Annotated in this window: 19 protein-coding genes; 7 read left to right on the top strand and 12 right to left on the bottom strand. The window is 46.5% G+C overall.

Translation table 11 applies throughout. The features are described 5' to 3' along the window. Positions 1-115 precede the first annotated feature (115 nt). From C162_RS26145 to C162_RS26130, 4 genes are all read left to right on the top strand, one after another. Positions 116-409, top strand: a complete 294-nt coding sequence (locus C162_RS26145; protein ID WP_036699357.1) for a hypothetical protein — start codon at positions 116-118, stop codon at positions 407-409. Between the two features lie 111 nt (positions 410-520). Next, positions 521-751 (top strand): YuzF family protein, encoded by a 231-nt coding sequence (locus C162_RS26140; protein WP_051493946.1) that lies wholly within the window; start codon positions 521-523, stop codon positions 749-751. A gap of 280 nt (positions 752-1,031) precedes the next feature. Then, positions 1,032-1,946 (top strand): AraC family transcriptional regulator, encoded by a 915-nt coding sequence (locus tag C162_RS26135; protein WP_036699356.1) that lies wholly within the window; start codon positions 1,032-1,034, stop codon positions 1,944-1,946. 115 nt (positions 1,947-2,061) lie between these two features. Next, positions 2,062-3,117 (top strand): aldo/keto reductase, encoded by a 1,056-nt coding sequence (locus tag C162_RS26130; RefSeq protein ID WP_036699355.1) that lies wholly within the window; start codon positions 2,062-2,064, stop codon positions 3,115-3,117. A 930-nt stretch (positions 3,118-4,047) separates the two neighbouring features. On the opposite strand, the gene C162_RS36185 is transcribed toward C162_RS26130, so the two are convergent. Beyond that, on the bottom strand, positions 4,048-4,185 hold the full coding sequence (locus C162_RS36185; protein ID WP_156949712.1) for a hypothetical protein: 138 nt from the start codon (positions 4,183-4,185) through the stop codon (positions 4,048-4,050). Positions 4,186-4,213: 28 nt separating this feature from the next. Next, the gene (locus C162_RS37680; protein WP_442792474.1) at positions 4,214-4,630 is read right to left on the bottom strand and encodes a DUF6431 domain-containing protein; all 417 of its coding nucleotides are present in this window, start codon (positions 4,628-4,630) and stop codon (positions 4,214-4,216) included. 643 nt (positions 4,631-5,273) lie between these two features. Here C162_RS37680 and C162_RS26120 point away from each other — a divergent pair. Both C162_RS26120 and C162_RS26115 read left to right on the top strand, forming a co-directional pair. After that, positions 5,274-6,020 carry a hypothetical protein gene (locus tag C162_RS26120; protein WP_036699354.1) on the top strand — a complete coding sequence of 249 codons (747 nt, stop codon included), beginning with the start codon at positions 5,274-5,276 and terminating at the stop codon, positions 6,018-6,020. An 89-nt stretch (positions 6,021-6,109) separates the two neighbouring features. Next, a complete protein-coding gene (locus tag C162_RS26115) occupies positions 6,110-6,727 on the top strand; it encodes a hypothetical protein (RefSeq protein WP_036699353.1) in 618 nt (205 codons plus the stop codon). Positions 6,728-6,854: 127 nt separating this feature from the next. Here the strand turns inward: C162_RS26115 and C162_RS36180 are convergent, their stop codons facing one another. The 8 genes from C162_RS36180 to C162_RS26070 form a co-directional block, all read right to left on the bottom strand. Beyond that, a complete protein-coding gene (locus C162_RS36180; RefSeq protein ID WP_156949715.1) occupies positions 6,855-7,064 on the bottom strand; it encodes a DNA methyltransferase in 210 nt (69 codons plus the stop codon). Positions 7,065-8,296: 1,232 nt separating this feature from the next. Beyond that, positions 8,297-8,491: a hypothetical protein gene (locus C162_RS26105; RefSeq protein WP_036699349.1), complete on the bottom strand. Its 195-nt coding sequence runs from the start codon at positions 8,489-8,491 to the stop codon at positions 8,297-8,299. A gap of 4 nt (positions 8,492-8,495) precedes the next feature. After that, a complete protein-coding gene (locus C162_RS26100; RefSeq protein WP_036699348.1) occupies positions 8,496-9,209 on the bottom strand; it encodes a M15 family metallopeptidase in 714 nt (237 codons plus the stop codon). A 16-nt stretch (positions 9,210-9,225) separates the two neighbouring features. Further along, positions 9,226-9,555: a hypothetical protein gene (locus C162_RS26095; RefSeq protein WP_036699346.1), complete on the bottom strand. Its 330-nt coding sequence runs from the start codon at positions 9,553-9,555 to the stop codon at positions 9,226-9,228. After that, positions 9,555-9,929, bottom strand: a complete 375-nt coding sequence (locus C162_RS35600) for a ComEA family DNA-binding protein (protein ID WP_051493938.1) — start codon at positions 9,927-9,929, stop codon at positions 9,555-9,557. The genes C162_RS26095 and C162_RS35600 overlap by 1 nt, the downstream gene beginning before the upstream one ends. Before the next feature lie 319 nt (positions 9,930-10,248). Further along, the gene (locus C162_RS26080; protein ID WP_235218532.1) at positions 10,249-12,375 is read right to left on the bottom strand and encodes a phage tail protein; all 2,127 of its coding nucleotides are present in this window, start codon (positions 12,373-12,375) and stop codon (positions 10,249-10,251) included. Between the two features lie 87 nt (positions 12,376-12,462). Next, a complete protein-coding gene (locus C162_RS34665; RefSeq protein ID WP_051493937.1) occupies positions 12,463-12,984 on the bottom strand; it encodes a phage distal tail protein in 522 nt (173 codons plus the stop codon). Positions 12,985-13,094: 110 nt separating this feature from the next. Further along, positions 13,095-14,093, bottom strand: coding sequence for an acyltransferase family protein (locus tag C162_RS26070; RefSeq protein WP_036699343.1), 999 nt, complete (start codon positions 14,091-14,093; stop codon positions 13,095-13,097). Positions 14,094-14,278: 185 nt separating this feature from the next. Here C162_RS26070 and C162_RS37675 point away from each other — a divergent pair, with 185 nt between their 5' ends. Next, positions 14,279-15,382, top strand: coding sequence for an EpsG family protein (locus C162_RS37675; protein WP_036699342.1), 1,104 nt, complete (start codon positions 14,279-14,281; stop codon positions 15,380-15,382). An 83-nt stretch (positions 15,383-15,465) separates the two neighbouring features. Here C162_RS37675 and C162_RS26060 read toward each other — a convergent pair whose 3' ends face one another. Together C162_RS26060 and C162_RS26055 are read right to left on the bottom strand one after the other, a co-directional pair. Next, positions 15,466-17,250, bottom strand: a complete 1,785-nt coding sequence (locus C162_RS26060; protein ID WP_036699341.1) for a right-handed parallel beta-helix repeat-containing protein — start codon at positions 17,248-17,250, stop codon at positions 15,466-15,468. 21 nt (positions 17,251-17,271) lie between these two features. Further along, a complete protein-coding gene (locus C162_RS26055; protein WP_156949714.1) occupies positions 17,272-17,670 on the bottom strand; it encodes a phage tail fiber protein in 399 nt (132 codons plus the stop codon). Positions 17,671-17,680 lie beyond the last annotated feature (10 nt).

The following is a 17,680-nucleotide window of genomic DNA, read 5'->3' as shown; positions in this document are numbered from 1 at the left end:
CTCACATCTGCATCGGTCCTTCCGTGAGAATTTTGTGTGCTATGGGCATATGCCGTGATGGATATAGGTTAAAGTCCATAGACTGTTGACGAGATAGTATTTGAGGAGGTTACCCATGGAAACGAATTATCAACAAGTTGCCTGGAATTGTATGAATAAGTATGTCGGCATTACGACAACGGATGGTCAGTCTCACGACGGGTTTATTGCTCATATCGATCAGAACAACGTTGTACTGGCCATTCCCACAAATGAAATGATGGGCCAGATGAACGGAATGCCTGCTAACGCAACGACTTACAGACAATTCGGATACTATCCGGGTTTCTACCCGCGCCGCCGCTTTTATCCAAGACCAATACCCTTTGGTGCCATTACAGCTTTGTACTTGCTTCCATTTTTCATTTAATAATGATTAAGGAATTCGCTATTGTATGGGCATCCGCCCAGCTCTTGAAGTGGGCATTAGCATAGGATGGTGTATAACCATTTGGGAGGTAACAAAGTGCTGAATAATCAAATGTATCCCATGCAGCAACAAATGCCGCAAGCCATCATGGTCTATCCTATTGATCCCTACGTAGTCGAAACCTTAATGTCTGTAAAAGGTAAACAGGTAGTGCTCGAAACCACTCGCGGAGGGATTAGCGGCTGCTTAGTGGAAGTCAAGCCAGACCACGTTGTATTGGATATCAGGGGCAAGAAGTTTTTCGTACGAATCTGTGAGATTGTCTGGATCATGCCAGAATAATTTTTGTGAGGGAGCTACGAGAGTAGCTCTTTTTTTGATAGATAAGAATCTATATGTTTTGGGGTCCCCGCAAAGTACCTGAGTCACCACCTACGCTAAAGCCCCACTTTGTGGGGTTATTTTGCATACAGCAGTTGTTGATGCGGCAAAAGGTTGATGGGGTTTCTGTTATTAGCTTTTCACATTCCTATGTTAAAATAAGGTACGCGAATAACAAGGAATGGTTATCATGATGAACATTACATAGACCTAAAGATAAAGCCTTCACAGGAGGAACCGTATGTTTGACCTTAATGATTATTTGCAAAAAGAGCTTGCGGAGCTCGTGGATCGGCATACTCCTATAGATGGTCCTCACTCTACATTAATTTCGTCCCTCAGCTTTTCCCGTTGTTCTATTCCTTACCATTCCACCGAGACTGAACCTCCCTACAAGCTTAACAACCCTTCACTCTGTATCGTCGTTCAAGGTCTAAAGGATATAGTCATTGGTACAGAGCGCTACCGGTATGGTCCGCCACACTACCTTGTAGCCTCTATGGATCTGCCGATCATTGCCGAAGTGCTGGAAGCAACGCCCGAAGTGCCCAACTTAACCTGTAAAATTGAATTTACGCCCGGCCATATTTTAGAACTAGTAGGCGATGATGCACTCAAGGGGAACTCCAGAGGAACATCCAGACGCGGTATGAGTGTTGGCGAATTGGATGTTCCCCTGTTAGATGCTGTGGTGAGGCTGGTTCGTCTGCTCGATACACCCGAAGATATTCCTGGGCTGGCGCCGCTTTTTGCCAAAGAAATTCTATACAAGGTACTGTACGGTGAACATGGTGACTCCTTAAGACAAATTGTAACGGAGGGGAGTCCAAGCGTTCATATTAAAAACGCAATCGAGCACATTCTGAATCATTATCAAGATTCATTCCGCATTGAAGATCTGGCGCAACTTGCGAAGATGAGCGTTCCGTCGTTCCATAGGCATTTCAAGGAAATCACCGGCATGAGCCCGATTCAATTTCAAAAACAGCTAAGGCTTCAGGAAGCCCGCCGCCTCTTACTATCCGGGTCAGAGAACGCAGCGGATGCTGCTTATCAGGTGGGTTATGAGAGTCCGACACAATTCAGCCGGGAGTACTCCAGGATGTTTGGCGCTCCACCCAAAGAGGATATGAAGAAGTTTAAAAATCGTCCGTAATAGGATTAGGCAACTTTTTGATCGGATCGGAGTACCGGAGGTTTGAGCATTCGCTGTATATTATGAATACCTTCAATGAGGTTCAATAAGAATAAAATTTATTCAGGAGGTATGTATGCAATATATTAAGCTAGGCCACTCCGGCCTCGAAGTTTCACCGGTCTGCATCGGTTGTATGGGTTTTGGCGATCCCCTCAGTGGCTACCCTGGCTGGGCGCTGGGCGAGGAAGGCAGCCGCCTTGTGATCAGACACGCACTTGAGGCAGGCATCAACTTCTTCGATACCGCTAATCTGTATTCGCACGGAACCAGCGAGGAGAGCCTCGGCAGAGCGCTCAAGGATTTCGCTACACGGGAGAACGTCGTCATTGCCACCAAGTTGGGGGCTCCCATGCGTTCAGGACCTAATTCATTCGGGCTCTCACGCAAGGCGATTATGACCGAAATTGACCACAGCCTGCGGCGTCTTGGAACAGATTATATCGACCTGTACCAGATTCATCGGGCGGACCCTTTTACACCGTGGGAAGAGACACTGGAAGCCCTCCATGATCTCGTAAAAATGGGCAAAGTGCGCTATCTGGGCGCCTCCACCATGAGAACTTGGCAGTTCGCAAAGGCTCTGCATCTCCAGAAAGCGAACGGTTGGGCCCGCTTCCTAACCATGCAACACAACTACAACTTGATCGCCCGCGAGGAAGAGAACGAGATGATCCCGCTCTGTGCCGACGAAGGGATTCAGACCATGGTCTTCAGTCCGCTATCGCGTGGGGTCCTGGCCCGGCCTTGGGGTGCACAAACGGCCCGCTCCGATACCGAATCCGGTGCTGCCCAATACTATCAGGCAACTGCAGCAGCCGACCAACAAATTGTCGAGGCTATCGGCCAAGTGGCAGAGGAACGCGGGGTCAGCCGCGCCGAAATCTCGCTTGCCTGGCTGTATCGCAATCCCGTCGTTGCCGCCCCAATCGTTGGAGCCCTCAAAACCAGTCATATTGACGATGCGATCAAAGCTCTCTCGATCAAGCTATCCGACGAAGAAGCAGAAAGGCTGGAAGCTGCATACACCCCTCGTATCGACGTAAATGTTAGAAATTCCGACCCGAAGTCGATAGCCCGCATGGCCGCAACTGTTGGGCACGAGGTTGCGATTCCGGGTGGGGGGAAGTGAATTGAATGGAGCAAGAGGCCCATGCGGGAGTGCATGGGCCTCTTTGATAAATGGGAAAAGAATAGAGTGTTAGTTTCTGACAGCTTGCTTTGAAACGTATCATATAACTTAACCAGCGTCTCCAGCTTAAAAGTTTCCAAGTCCGTCTCCCGGTATAGCTTATTAAATTAATCCGGCTCCGGCCTAATTTCTCAATAAGCTCGGTGATGTCGTCGATCCGGTGTTTGGCCATTAACCGAAGTTCTCCATTCAAACCATTACCTGCAAGGCTTCAGCTGATTTTTTTATTGGAACCAGCTCTTCTATCAATTCCTGTCGTAATACACAAATAGCGGCATAGTCTACAGCACTTCTTGTACAACACCCAGCGACTTGGATCAGCCTTGTTCTAATTCTATCGGTGAAACAGAATCGAGGCAGCCATTCTATTCATCAAAAACTTTTCTTGCAAATGTGCAGCTCTGGACAAACCCGTCAGTACAAGAAAATGACATTCCTTATCAAGAAAATCTATACCATCATATCGATTAGCTAATAAAGGTATACCTGTTTCATCGCCCCGTCTTCGCCAAGGGGAGATACGTCCCGTATTGAGGTCCGACTGCCAGAGCTGGTTTCGGTGGCGCTGCTGAATTCGTCTGACGGCAACCCCTGATTCTGCGTACATTCGCAGATGCTGTGAGCTGTAGCCACGGGCGGTCAGTCTCTCTTGCAGAGTGCTGCGCTTGACTTGACCTGGCAGAATCCCCCCTCCCACTTCAGTATCTGACTGTGCAACTCTGCGTCCGGGCACATCCCGGCGCAAGAGAATAGCTTGCTCCAACACGGCGGTGGGAATCGTCTCTTCGGAAGGCTGTCTCCTTTTGCTTTGGGCTTCAAACCGGTATATCCTTGGCTCCGGTAACTCGCCAAATAGCGGCGTAGCGTGTATTAGGAGAGTCCGGTCTGCTTGCAGATCTGTTCTTTCATCTCCAGGACTTTGGCCGGGTCCAGTCCTTCGGCAAGCAGGGGAGTGAGAAGCTGCATCTGCTCAGCGGCAAGCGCTTCGGCTTTCTTTTGGTCTTTCATCGTTGGGTAGACTCTTCCTGGAATGAACTTAAGGAGAGTCTACCGCAGCAGAGTCAGGGCGGACAGATAGGCACAACGGGTATGCACCCACAAATGGGCGTTTACGACGGGGCGGACAAGTCTGGACAGCCATCCGGGTCCTTGCTGAGCAAAGGCGGGGGCGAAAGGCGCAGCAGGTGTGCCGAAACTTCAGGGAGCCTAGGAGCAACGCCAGTGATCCGAGTCTCCAGCACCTGCAAAGCAAGAAGAAAGTAAATGGAGAGATACGAAACCAGCCCTTCCAATGCCGTAACGTCGAGGTTTCCGCGCTGGTAGTCACGGACGCCTCCGGCTCCGTGACCGCCTGTTCGATACACTGGGAGTCGTATCGTTTATAGGGAAGGAGTAGATCCGGGAGTTCATGGTGAATCCTGCGGCATGCCCCACACCAGAGTCTGCGAATCACCAGCCGGCGCAGCTCACCGCCACACCCCGGACCTTCCGCTCCCGGATACCAATAATTTCTAGTTTATCTGTGCAACAAGGGCAGGGCACCTCCTCCACACCCCTCACGAGAAACACCGGGGACCTTTTCAACCAGCGTTCACTCCGTTACATTGACCATGTCTATTGATGATAGGATATTTCCGGTGCGGCCTGTTGCAGAAGTTAACCAACGCCACGGAGATATTCTTTTTCCTTTGCTAGAATACGGTCAATATATCTGGCAACTTCCTGACAGGCAATCCCGCTAGCTTCGCGGCGTTATAGTTCAACAGAAACACCTAACTGCATTAAATCTCAGTAACTTTCGGAATTATCCACTAATATTACAGACAAAAATACTAGCGGACCAGTAAAATAACATTCTAAAACCACCTAAACTATTACAAAAATCACCTAAAACCGAATCATTAATTACATTTTTGATAATAAAATACTATAATTTACTATTTTTTATAATATAGAGATGTATATCACATTATTTTTACATATTGCGTAGTATTTTTAAACTATTAATTGGAATTAAAACCATTAATAAATCAATCAATCCAATGAAAGGAGTTATAGAAAATTACACCATCTAAAATTAGAGAGGAAGTAATACAATGAATTTAAAATTAAAGAAGACTATTATTGCATTTAGTACACTTTGTTTATTAACCGCTAGCGGACCTATGTCGGTGTTTGCGTCTCCTTCTGATATATCCGATCAGTTGAGTATTGAGGATTTCAATCTATCGAAACAGAATGAATACGTAGTACAAGATGATATAATTGACATTAACAGTTTGCCAATTACCGTTTCAAAATCAGATTTGCAGTATTCTCCTCAGGGAGTTGATCCAGGTGAAGGAGCTACCAAAGTAGTGCTTACCACCTATGGTTCTTATGCACAGCCCGCACAACAGGATAGAAAATCAGGGATATTCAATATAGTGAAGGGACTAACTTTAATTGTATTTACAAGTATTATCGACACGTTTTATTCAGTTGTGACTTGTGTAGCAGATTTAGTAATGTCTTCTATTGATACAACCCAAGTTGCAACAGCACAAACATTAGTATCGTACACTTATCCAACAAAACAAGGTCAAGTATGGTATTCAAATGCATGGCATACTCTCTTTGAAAGCACCAATCGAAATGTCTATAAACATTATTACGCGATTTATTGGGATAAAAACAAAAATAGCCGTCAAGGAGTTAAGGATTTCGTACCTGCAAAAGGCTATTCAGCAATAAAAGTACAATCGGCTGCACATTATTACAATGATACATATATTCAAACTCAAGCATATAATAATTACCTCCAAGGTAAGAAGCACACAACTGAGGAATGGATAAATAATTGATAATTTATAACAGTAGTTAACAAAATAAACCACCCTATTTATTTGATATTGAATAGGGTGGTTGCATAACAACATTGGAGGTAGTCACTTTGAAAAAGTTAACATTATTAATTCTTTCCTTATTAATTGTGAGTTTATCATCAGGTTGTGATAATAAAACTAATGTAACAGAGTTAAATCCTCCTGCCACAATAGACGGTAAAGGATATACGAAAAACTATACCATTGAATTAGATGATGTAATGAAAAATATTGAACAAAATAATTCATTTACATCTGCACTTCCAACGGAATATGAACTGACAGCTACAATAAACCTTGCTGCTGATAAAGATGCTGACAGAATAGTTTATGAAATTTTTGTAAAGAAACCAAAGGTTCAAATGAGAAATCTAATGATGAGTTTTTCTTTAAACCCTGATATGCTCACTAAACTAAATACTAGCGATGTTTTTGTTAGTAATGCGTTAAATGAGGAACAAATTGATTACTCACCCAATAGCGATACTAACGGGATTAGTTTATATCGTGCGTTTGTTCTAGATAAGACTTTATTAGACACGACCGTGACTGAAGTTTTCACGGAGCTTTATGTTAAGATTTCCTATACTGATTCAAGTAATACACTGATAAGCGACTATATCAAAATGCAAGCTGAGCCTTCTAAAGAAATACTGGATTATATAAATAACCAAATAGCTAAATAAATTTAGGTTACCGTATGTGACTATTCTTTTAATCACAATTACCAAAAAAATTAATTTTTATAGCATACTAAGAGTATCGCATGCCCTTAGTCGCTCAATAGAAACTGCATACCACCCTGGTTTCACTTCAAAAGTATCCCATCGCCGATTTAGAGTAGCTGCAGTTTAAGGCACCACTCCACTCCCTGTCTCCCCCTCCTCCCTCCTCACTACTGTTCTCAATGATCCGTTTCATCATATCTATCGGCTTCTCAGTAGGATGTATGGTTTGATTCCCTGGAATGCGCGGGATCTGCCATATATCTGTCTGGTTTCGTGAACGAACTGATTTTAAGATCTTTTGATATACATCAAGTGATCTTAACCACTGAGAATAACTGGACCCGGACGATTATCTAATGCATAGAGCTGGCTACTACTTTTTCTGTTCTCCCTTTAGCCGGTCCGTCACAGCCATAATTCTACCGGGAACCTTAACCCATTGGTCTGGCATTCTATTATTCGGACTTCTAGATACAAATATTGTTGCTTCCATCCAGTACGGGCAGAAGTTTTTCCACTCCTGGCCATCCAGCACCAGACCAGAAATAGCCCCGCACGCTCCATTTCGTCCAGTTCTTTAGAGGACTCGTAAGCCGTGTAATACTCCTCTCGACTGTAAGGAGTCCATTGGACTGCATGTGCCAATTCATCTGGATTATCACGAATCATTTTGAACAAAATTGACTACTTCACCGTCCAAATCGGTTAAACACCCTTATTGTGGGCACTGCACCTCTTATTCGACATCACTCATAAAATTTCATTAAATAGAGCCTTAACTTGCTCCTTCTTTTGCTAATATCTCCATAATCCATTCATGCTCTTCACTGACTGGTTTTCCGTCTTAAGCATAAGATAAAACAGGTGTGAGACTTAACTGCCATTTTCCTGTTTCTATCCTGTATGCTGTTTATTTGCTGTACACTGTTTCTATCCTGCAAGCAGTTTCTCACCTGTACGTATAGAAAAGACGCATTCAGCAGAATGCGTCTTTCTCTATTAATATTAGTGCCGAGGACGGGGGTCGAACCCGTACGGTGGTCACCCACCGCAGGATTTTAAGTCCACGTTGGTTAAAAGCACGATTAAACCCGCATTCCTACGCTATTATCACGTTTACCTGTCCGCCAGCTACCCGAGGACCTGTCCGTTCATTTACTCGATATGCCCTACGCAGAGTACGTAATACTGTGCGCTTAGCTTCTAATAGTTTAGCGTATTTATGGCGCATATGCAAACGCAAAAAAGGCGCGGCCCCTACGGATATCACTCCGCAAGGACCGCGCCTCATTACGTCACTTTACGATAAGCCCGCCGCTCGCCGAACGTATAAGCTTCGCACGACACGTAGGACATGCGCCCGTATTATCCGCGTACACTTTCGCGTCATGTCCGCATTTCGGGCAGCTTGCGGATTGCGCCGCGTGCTCCCTTTTGCGCTGATTAACGATACCAATCGGCAGCAAGATCACGAAGAACACCGCGAAGAACACGAGGAATACGATTATCATATACGTTCGACCTCCGTTATTTTACGTTATCTTTATTATCGTCCGCTGGGAACGTTTTGTAAATACCTACGCCGATAATCGTATAGCTCACGATATCAACGCCCGCCTGCCACACGCCAGCTTCCGGGGCCGCTCCGTATTTAACGAGCAGCTGATACGCGAGTGACGCAACGGCCGTCAGGAACAGCGGATTCATTAAGCGCTTTTTCATCGTATTATTTCGCCTCCTTCGTAATAGTCGCGGTCTTACTAACGTTGTCCCACGTGATGGCCGCGCCAAGCTTATCGGATACCTCGCGCAACGGAACGTATACCGCTCCGTCGATGAGTACGCCGTCCTTCGCCTTCACTCCGTCGATAACTACGTTCGCTTTATTTACGATCACATCGTTCGCCTCTTTCTTCGGCCCGCTGGCGTGAGCCTTAATTAGCGCGATTACCGCGTCTGTCTGCGCCTGCGTCGGCCGCTTGCCTGCGCGGTAATTTGCGGTACTCAGGCCGAACGTCATCTCAAAATGCGGAAGGTCAACGAACGTCTTCCAATCGCCGCCCCACGTAAAGCCGAGCGCTTTCGCAATCGCAACGACTTCGTTCCAATCCGCTTTACCGTTACGGTTTCCGTCTAGCTTCGTATCCCACGAGACGGAGCGGCCGTCGTTCGTCAGCAACGCGAAATCAATCGCTACGCCGAAGTTGTGATTTGAGTATCCGCCTTTTGCGTTCGTTACGATCTGGCCCGGCTTCGAACGCCCCTGCGCGTAAAGTGCGTCCTGTTCCGCAATCGTACGCAATCCCTGTACGATGATAATCGGAATGCCTGCCGCGTAGGACCGGTCGATTAACGCTTCGGCCGCAGCCTTGACACACGGAATAAGCCCGGCGATCTTCGCTGCGGACTTCGTGCGTACCTGTTCGATTGTTAACGTCATATCACGTAAACCTCCGTTATTTTATATTAACCGCTTGCTCAATGTATTGCATACGTAGCTCAATCCGCTCAAGCGTTGACGCGATCTTACCGTTCGCTTCGTCCGTCTTCGTAAGGTGCTCCATTAAGCGTTCTTCTCGCGCTTGGGCCTCCGCTTTATTCGTATCGACGAAGTCCATGAGCTTCTGCTCGCGCTTCGTTGCGTCGTCCCTGCTTGCGTTAATCTGCGCCTGCTGTGCGCGTAACATGAGCCATATGAGCACGCCGATTACGAGGACGGCCAGCGGCATCCACAGCCCCTCGCGCATGAGCTCGATAGCCGTCGTAAATATTCCGGTTGCTTCCACTATTCCGCTACCACCTTTCCGCTAATACTTGCGATGATTCCCGGTCCTATTCCGTCAACGCGGTCGAGCTCGGCGATATCCAGATACGGCCGCCCCGCGATTATTCGATCCGCTAACACTTCGCCGATGTCCGGCAGGGCTACGAGAGCCTCGCGGCTGCAGCGGTTGATATTCGGCAGGCCCGGCGTGTATGCGACCGCCTTAACCGCTTGTATGGGCGGACTATTAACGTTGATTGTATTCGTATTGGTATTCGTAGGGGCCGGCGCTTCGCTGCGGTTATTTAACGCAACAAACGCGGCGAATACGCTGAGCCCGAACGTGACTACGATTGCTACTACGATTAAGATGCGGTAGAGCTGCGCTTTGTGCAAAAGCTCACTTCCCTTGCGCTTATATTTACGTTATACTAACGCTAAGCCGCGCAACCTTGCGCTCGCGGCCGGAGGAACGTGCGAAGGCATCGCCGTTCCTTTTTTGCGTTGTATAATCGCTTGTTTATTCGGCTGCCGGCGTGAGGCCCGCGAGTGCTACGCCGATCTCTTCGTCAAGGCTGCGTAAGACTGCTTCGCGTCGGTCTGGCGCGATTGACCCGAGGACTGCGCTGATAGCTGCGGCGAGCTCAGCGGATGGATTCGCGAGGTCTACGGTTAATTCGAGTAATGCGCGTGCTTTCATGTGACAACGTCTCCTTTACGGTATGTTTACAATAGCGAGCTGAGCGCCCGTCATGCTGAATAGCTTAAGATTACGCGTAGTCGGATCGAACGTCATATTCGTAGCGGCGGACGAGCGGTTAGCCTTATCGCTAAGGTCGGAGGATAACGCGGCCACGTCCGATGCTAACGAGTCCAGCGCCGGCAAGTTAATAACGCTCGCATAGTTGAAGTCGAACGTACCTACGCCGTCTCCTACCGCGATAAGCGACGTAGGGTGGTCGATGTCTCCGCCGAGCACAACCGTTGACCCTCCGATGTATATAACGCTGTCGGCGGCCACACTAAACCCTCCGCCGTTTCTTCCGGAGATGCCGCCGCCATACGACCCGTCCGGTCCGTAATAGCGCATCTCCTGAATGCCGAAGTCGTCGTCTGTTTCGATGGATATCCGCCGTGTACCGGAGCTATCAAACGAACGGAAACCGCTGCCGTCGAGCACGATCCGCCGCGTCGCCGTTGATGTGCGTATCGTCGAACCGGTTATCGTTGACGACGTAATATCTCCGCTAAAATTCCCGTCAACCGCGCTCATAATCCCGCCGGACGTCACGGTAAACATTCCGCCGCCTACGTTAATCGACGATCCGACAATCGCGCCATCCGTGAAATTCGATGATAGGATATTCGCTGAGTTAGCGGTCAGCTTATTAAGCACGACGTTGCCCGCCATATCCAAGCGGAAAGGCGCGCTGGCGAAATCCGCATGACCTGCGCTGATACCGTTCGTGTTTATTTTAACGATGTCGTTTCCGCTGCCGATTACGAGACTCACGAAGCTACCGAGCTGCCCCGATACTACCTCAGCGTTAATAAATCCGGCCGTAATCGCGGTCCGCGCCGTAGCACCGCCGTCCGTCGTTATAACGATACCGTTCGACGTTAGGATGACTTGGTCGTTCGCGTCTACCTTCGATTGTAATACGATCCCGCGCGTATCGTATTTAACCTCCGTTTTACTCTCGTTGATCTCAATGACCGCCAGCCTCGCGAACTCTTCGAATACTTCCGCACGAATACGCCCGCCGCTAAACACGTTCTCAATCGCGCGCCGTCCCGCCTCCAAGTCCGCAATGATCTGCGTATAATCGCGCCGCATTACGTTCGCTACCGTGAGTGACGTGTGCTTATCAGGCGCATACGGATACTCCGTCATTTCCGTGATTCGCGCGGTGATGGACGTTAAGCCGAGCGCCGGGTCAACGAGTGTGACGGTATCGCCGAGGCCAGGCCGCGCTTCCTGCGTATCAATCTTGAATAAGTCCGCTGCCGATACGCTAACCTCAAGCGCCGGGACCTCACGTTCGGCTAGCCGGGTTCTCGCGGCCGCTACGAGTTTCACCGGATCGGTAACGTCCTGCTCCGTCAGCAGATCGTCATAAAACGGAACGGTATCGCTGGCCCACGCAGCGGCATACGGAGATACGAGATAGTTCACGGTCAGCAACCCGCCGGAGATTGCGCCCGGATTGACCGCGAGTAGCCGCGCCTGTTCGTCCGCCGTAAGTATCGACGCAGGCTGGCCGATCCATGTGCGCGAGTCTTTCATCTCCGCGAATAGGCGCGTACAAAGTGACGTCGCGCTGTCCGTAAAGGCTGCGGTTATAAGATTACGCGTGAGAGCGATGTGATAATCGGACGCAGCGTTTCCGATCTTTTTCCGCAGATGTAGCGTAAAGTTATCCGGCTCGACTTCCGCGCCATAGAGCGTGAGGACTGCGTTCAGCGCTTCGAGACAGTTACCGCCACCGAACGCTTTGACGTCCGCGAGGTCAAACGTGTCGTCTACGGAGATAGAAAAAACGGCGCCCGTAGCCGCTGCGATTAGCGACGTGAGCTGCGTTATGTGGATTCCGTAGCCCTCCGCGATGTACGAGGCGTACGGGAACTTATAATCCGCGAGTTTGAACATTACGTGTGAACACGATATCTGCGCGGTTAGCTTGCGGTCGTCGCGGTTGCGCTGGCGGCTATTAATTACGTAATACTGGCCGCGCTCATCCATTACGTGACCTTTTAGCGGTAACTTATCGCGGAAGTCATCGGACGTCAGCGGGACGGCGAAAGTCAGCGTATAATCTGCGTTGGTTCGGCGCGTCCGCATGATATCGTAGGCGTCACGTAGGATACCGATGCGCTTACGGAAACGGTCGTACGATTGCAATGCGTTAATCATTCGTTCACCTCCGGATTAATAAAGATAGCGGTCACGGTGCGTAATGCGCGTTAAGATTTCGCGGGCCGCTTCGTTATCCGCGTATGTTACCGTATTGAGGCCGAGGCCCAATTCGAAGAAGTCACCGTCGAGCAAGTGGATCGCGTTGACTCCGTTTAGCGTAATCTTCTGGCGCTTAACGTCAATAACGAGCTTATCGCCCGGATCGAAATCGCCGGTAAACGTGAGCGAATCGACGTGCATATAGCGGACGTGTGCGGTTAGCTGCGTTGAGGAAGCGAGGCCCGCCGCGTGGAATCGTTCGCGGATCATCTGCGTGAGTAATTCCGTAGCCGAGGCGAATGTAGCTGCCGCCGGGATATCGCGCGTAGGGGCTCCGTTAAACTCCGTAGCCGATTCGTAAACGAGTCCGACCGCGAAGTCAGCGTTTAGGCGCGCGGCGGCGTCCGTCATAGATGCGATTGTAACGTTAAAATACGCCTGGATAACGTACGGGCGATTGAAGGGCGCGCGGTTGAATGCGCTGTGAAACGACATAGGCGTGCATCTCCTTTCGTGAGAGTAGCGTTGGGTAACGCGAAAAGCCCCGCGCGTGATTGCGAAGGGCTTGCGTGTGGGAGTGCGAGTTGGTGCGCAATATTCTCCGACTATAAACCAATTAACGGATTCGTATGTTTGTTTATTTTGAGTTTAGCCCCTACTACTTTGTAGATAGTGATGAGCGATACTGTAATAATGATCGCCAATACTGGTCTGAATAGTGTAAATACACCTAATGAGTCATAAGCATTGCAAACCACCGTAATGATACCCGCTACTGGGAGATGCAACAGATAAACGCTGTAAGACACTCTGCCTAAATTAATTATTCGCTTATTATCAGTGAAATTCATTGAAGCAACTCCCATAATTAGAAGAATGGAGAGCGGTTGTGAAACAAGTGTAGCCGTCCCCCAATAACCAGACGATAGATTTAATATCCCAACTATAATCAACAAAATTAAGTATGCCAGAAACAAGAATAATCTGTAGTCTGAGCACAGACGGACCATCTTTTGCAGCAAATTATTGTGGGCAATTAAAAGCCCTACACTGAAATAACAAATGAAATTAAGTGGGTTTAGATATGGGTTTATACCTTCCAAATACCCTGCAGCAGTGAAAACAATGCTTAAGCATGAAAGAATAATAGTACTTGCAACAAACACTTGAATTCTAGCAGTATAGAAAAATATCAAATAGAAAACGAATAGGATAGTTAGATAATATAAGTAGCTCCCATTACCCAGTAAGAAATTAAACCACCCACTCAAGCTTTGTTCGTTATTCCTAATGACGAGTAACAAGTAGACCGCAGTCCCAGTTATGACCCAAGGTACGACGATTGTTATAAATTTCTTTCGGAAGAAATTGCCAATAGTTCTACTATTTCTGTAAAATAAAAAACCTGAGACGAGGAAAAAGACACCAACACCTATACTGCCGATCTGACCGAGAAGCCAAGATGATAGTTGATTGAACCGACTCGCTGTTGAAGTGAAACCAACTGAATGGGCCGATACTATGCTTACCAATGCGAGAGCCTTTAATATATAAATATAATTTCTCTCTTCAAAGTGATACTCGCTATTATCTTTCGAATTCATGTAAAACCTCCGTATTTTTCCCTCATTTTAACATGAAATCACTTCTTTCGTTTGTGAGGATTTTAAATATCATCACAATTTCCTGAATCTTCAATTAAACCAACATCCCTGTGTATTATTATGCTAAAATACTAATTGCCGTGTGAAAATAATATTTATATACATACTTAGCAAAATGAAATTAAATGAAAGGAATTCAAATGATAACTTATATTTTTGTAAACCTAATGATAATAGCTTCAGGTGCTGTTCTTGAACTCATCAATTCAAAAGATAAGTTGAACACTCACAGAAACAAAACTTCCGCTCACGTCTTTCTTATTCTTAGTTTTACATTACTCCTTGCTATTTCCTCATTTAGAGGTTCCTTCACCACCGATTATACTAACTACGTATATCTTTTTGAGAGATATAATCAATATGGGTTTTTTGATGTTTTTCGTGTTGGTTTCCCTCAAGAAAAAGGCTACATATTTCTGAACAGATTAATTGGATTATTTACCAGTAATCCATTGTATTTATTTATCACTGTATCGTTTGTTACTCTATACGGATTTTATTCTCAAATCAGAAAATACTCTATTTATGTCTCCCTAAGCGTTATAATGTTTGTTACTGTAGGTTCATACTATACCTCGTTCAATACAATGCGCCAAATACTAGCGGTTTCAATTATTTTTGCAGGGTCTAAGTTTCTATACGATAGGAAACTTCTAAAATATTGTCTAGTGGTAATACTAGCAGCATTTTTTCACAAGTCTTCTTTGATTATGATACCTTTCTTCTTCATACTCAATTTAAAAATCAAGTTTAAAAACCTGGTTATTGTTGCACTTGCTTTGGTCTTGTCGACACTTTATTTAGATTCGATAATCACGTTCATTCAAAGAGCCTTTTATTCAGTTTACACAAATAATGTATACGGTACGACTGGATTTTCTTTTAAAAACGCTTTTTTACCAATTATGATTATGATATTCTGTCTATTTAATTATAAGAAAATAGATTTGAACAATACCATTAATAAAATCTGGATGAACGCTGTAATCTTCTATGCATTTTTTAGCATTTTAGGATTAAAAGTTCAACTGACTCAGCGGATATCAGAGTTTTTTGCGCCGTATGCATTGCTGTTGATTCCTTTAATATTTTCAAAAATAAAAAACAACGCACTAAAAGGAATCTATCTTTGCGGCTTAATGTTCTTTCTCATCTTATACAACTACGTTACATTGAATGGTACTGGATATGACCCATACTATTTTATATGGGACATACTCCACTGGTGACGATTAATTAAAATATACCGATTGCAGTTCCTTTAATGAAACATACTTTTCTGCAATCGGTATTCCGCGCAACAGCCATCGGTCTATACGTATTCCAAGAACAGGTCATTTATATAAAGAAATGTTCCTGGGGTAACTAAGTCGATATCCACTTTTATATAGTAGGTGTACTCAACCTCAAGCCTGAACGGCACAGCATTGGGAAGCAGAAAGTTCGCAAGTAAATCGCCGGACTGAGCAGACCTTGTATATGAAGTAATGACACTAGCCGCCGCATCCGTAGAGGTGCTTTTTTTATACAGAGTAATCGTAAAATTGTAGTTTGTGCTATCAGTGTCAATGAATGTCTTAATCCGGTAGAGATAGCTTCGTTGCGGAATGCTCATGTGAAAATATCCGACAGTATCAACCGTAATATTATCTGATTTGAAAGGTGTAGCCCAGGGAATGCCTTTTTGTTGTGTGAACCCGGACAAGCAGATTGATGAAGTTCCGTACTTAATGATGCACGCTCGCCCAAGGTTTGTGAACTTAGCATCAAGCGCCTCACCTGTGACCGAAACTTTACATGAATTGGATAACCTGTCATGCCCATTAACATAATCCGTTACATAAACCCCAGCAATATTATAGTAATTCTTTCCGATGTCGGCATACAGGTATTGGTCATTTACGTCACCATCCAAATTAATTAAAGCTGTCAACCCTGTGGACAATGAAGTGTTGATGTAATTATCTCGTATTGTCAATCCAAGAATCTTTTTTGTTCCTGATGTATAGCAATTGATCTGACCATTTACGTTGGCCTCGATATAACAGTCAATGATTGTAGGAGAAAAAATCCCGAACGACGTGGGAGTAGTATCGAGATAAACACCTGATCCCTTGTTAGTTTCGATATCACACCCGGATACCAGGAGTTTCGCCGCTGCCCATCTAATTCCGTCTCTGCCGTTATTGTTGATAGTGCATTTTGTAAAGGTCATGGCGTTCCCAGTCTGAGCCGATCCAATTGATACTGAGTTTCCGCCGTCTTCTAGGTTGTCTGATAACACACAGTGATCTAGTTTTACCGCCCACGATGTGCCAAGTACTTTCACCCCACCTTTGGAGAAGTGTATCGCGGTATTGGATATTGTTAATTCAAACGAGTTATCTAATGCGATTCCATAATTATTGGTTGTGCCAGCACCAACGCTTCCGCCATTACCTCGAATATTAATTCCATTGAAAGATACTTTTGCGCCAGTAACTCTAAATGCATAGCCCAGCCCATCATTAAAGATGGAGTATATACTTGATGTAGTTATAGGCATATATGACCTAATATTAATGCCGTTTTTTGAAATAACTATCTCACCGGTGATTCTAAACTTGGCATTTGGAAAGAATATTTCTCCGCCGTCTACAAGAAGGTCATGTGCGTTTTGAATTGCTACTGTATCATCAGTCACGCCGTCTCCTACTGCGGATACATAAGGCGGCGGCAAACGCATTACGTTCACTTGCACTATCTCCGTCAACTGTTCACTAACGCTCACTAATTCCGCGCTATGCTCCGCCACATTCTCCCGCAGCGCATCCGCATCGTACGCCGTAAAATACCGCGCCACTCCGCTCCCTATCGCCCACGCCTTCGCCACTGTTCCGCTGAATCCGCGCGTAACTCCCGTCAGGTCATTGCCGCTTTTGCCTTCGTATCGCACCGTCTCCGCGCTCTCATCTACGCCAATCGTCGCAATATTCGGAGCGTCCGGTAGCTTCGACGCGTCGAGTACGGATACGGTCGTCTGTACGTCCGTAATAGCTGCGGTTAATTCCGTTGCTGGCGAATTTGCCGCTGCAGGAAACATTTCCATCTGCGCCATCTATTCGTTCCCCTCTCGTAATTACTGCGTGAATTTAACGGATGTACTCGATACTGCGAATCTCGGACGGTCGCCGACGAGTAGTGTGCGCGGATTATCGAGCGCCTTCGTCCACAGCAAAGAACCGCCGGTCGACGCCGTTCTTAATCCGATATGTGTTACAAGGCCCCAATCCGCAGTAGCAACGGGAAATACGACCTCGGCGGTATTACTCACCGTTTGCTGTCCGCTAACGAGCGTAGGTGCTCCGAATGCTACCGCCTGGCGCGCGTAAGAGCCTCCGCTGACTTCCGTTCCCGTGTCCGCCGCTGTAGGATCGGATGTGTATAGCGCGATATAGACCGTAGCCGGGCCGGTAAACGCCGTATTCCGCAGAGCCGCGTTCAGTAGGATAGCGCTCAGATAATTCGAAATTTGCATCGCCATTTAT

The sequence above is a fragment of the Paenibacillus sp. FSL R7-269 genome (assembly GCF_000517865.1).
Classification (GTDB): domain Bacteria; phylum Bacillota; class Bacilli; order Paenibacillales; family Paenibacillaceae; genus Paenibacillus_AQ.
Note: the sequence above shows the minus strand (reverse complement) of the source record. Positions and strands in the feature narration are given on the sequence as shown.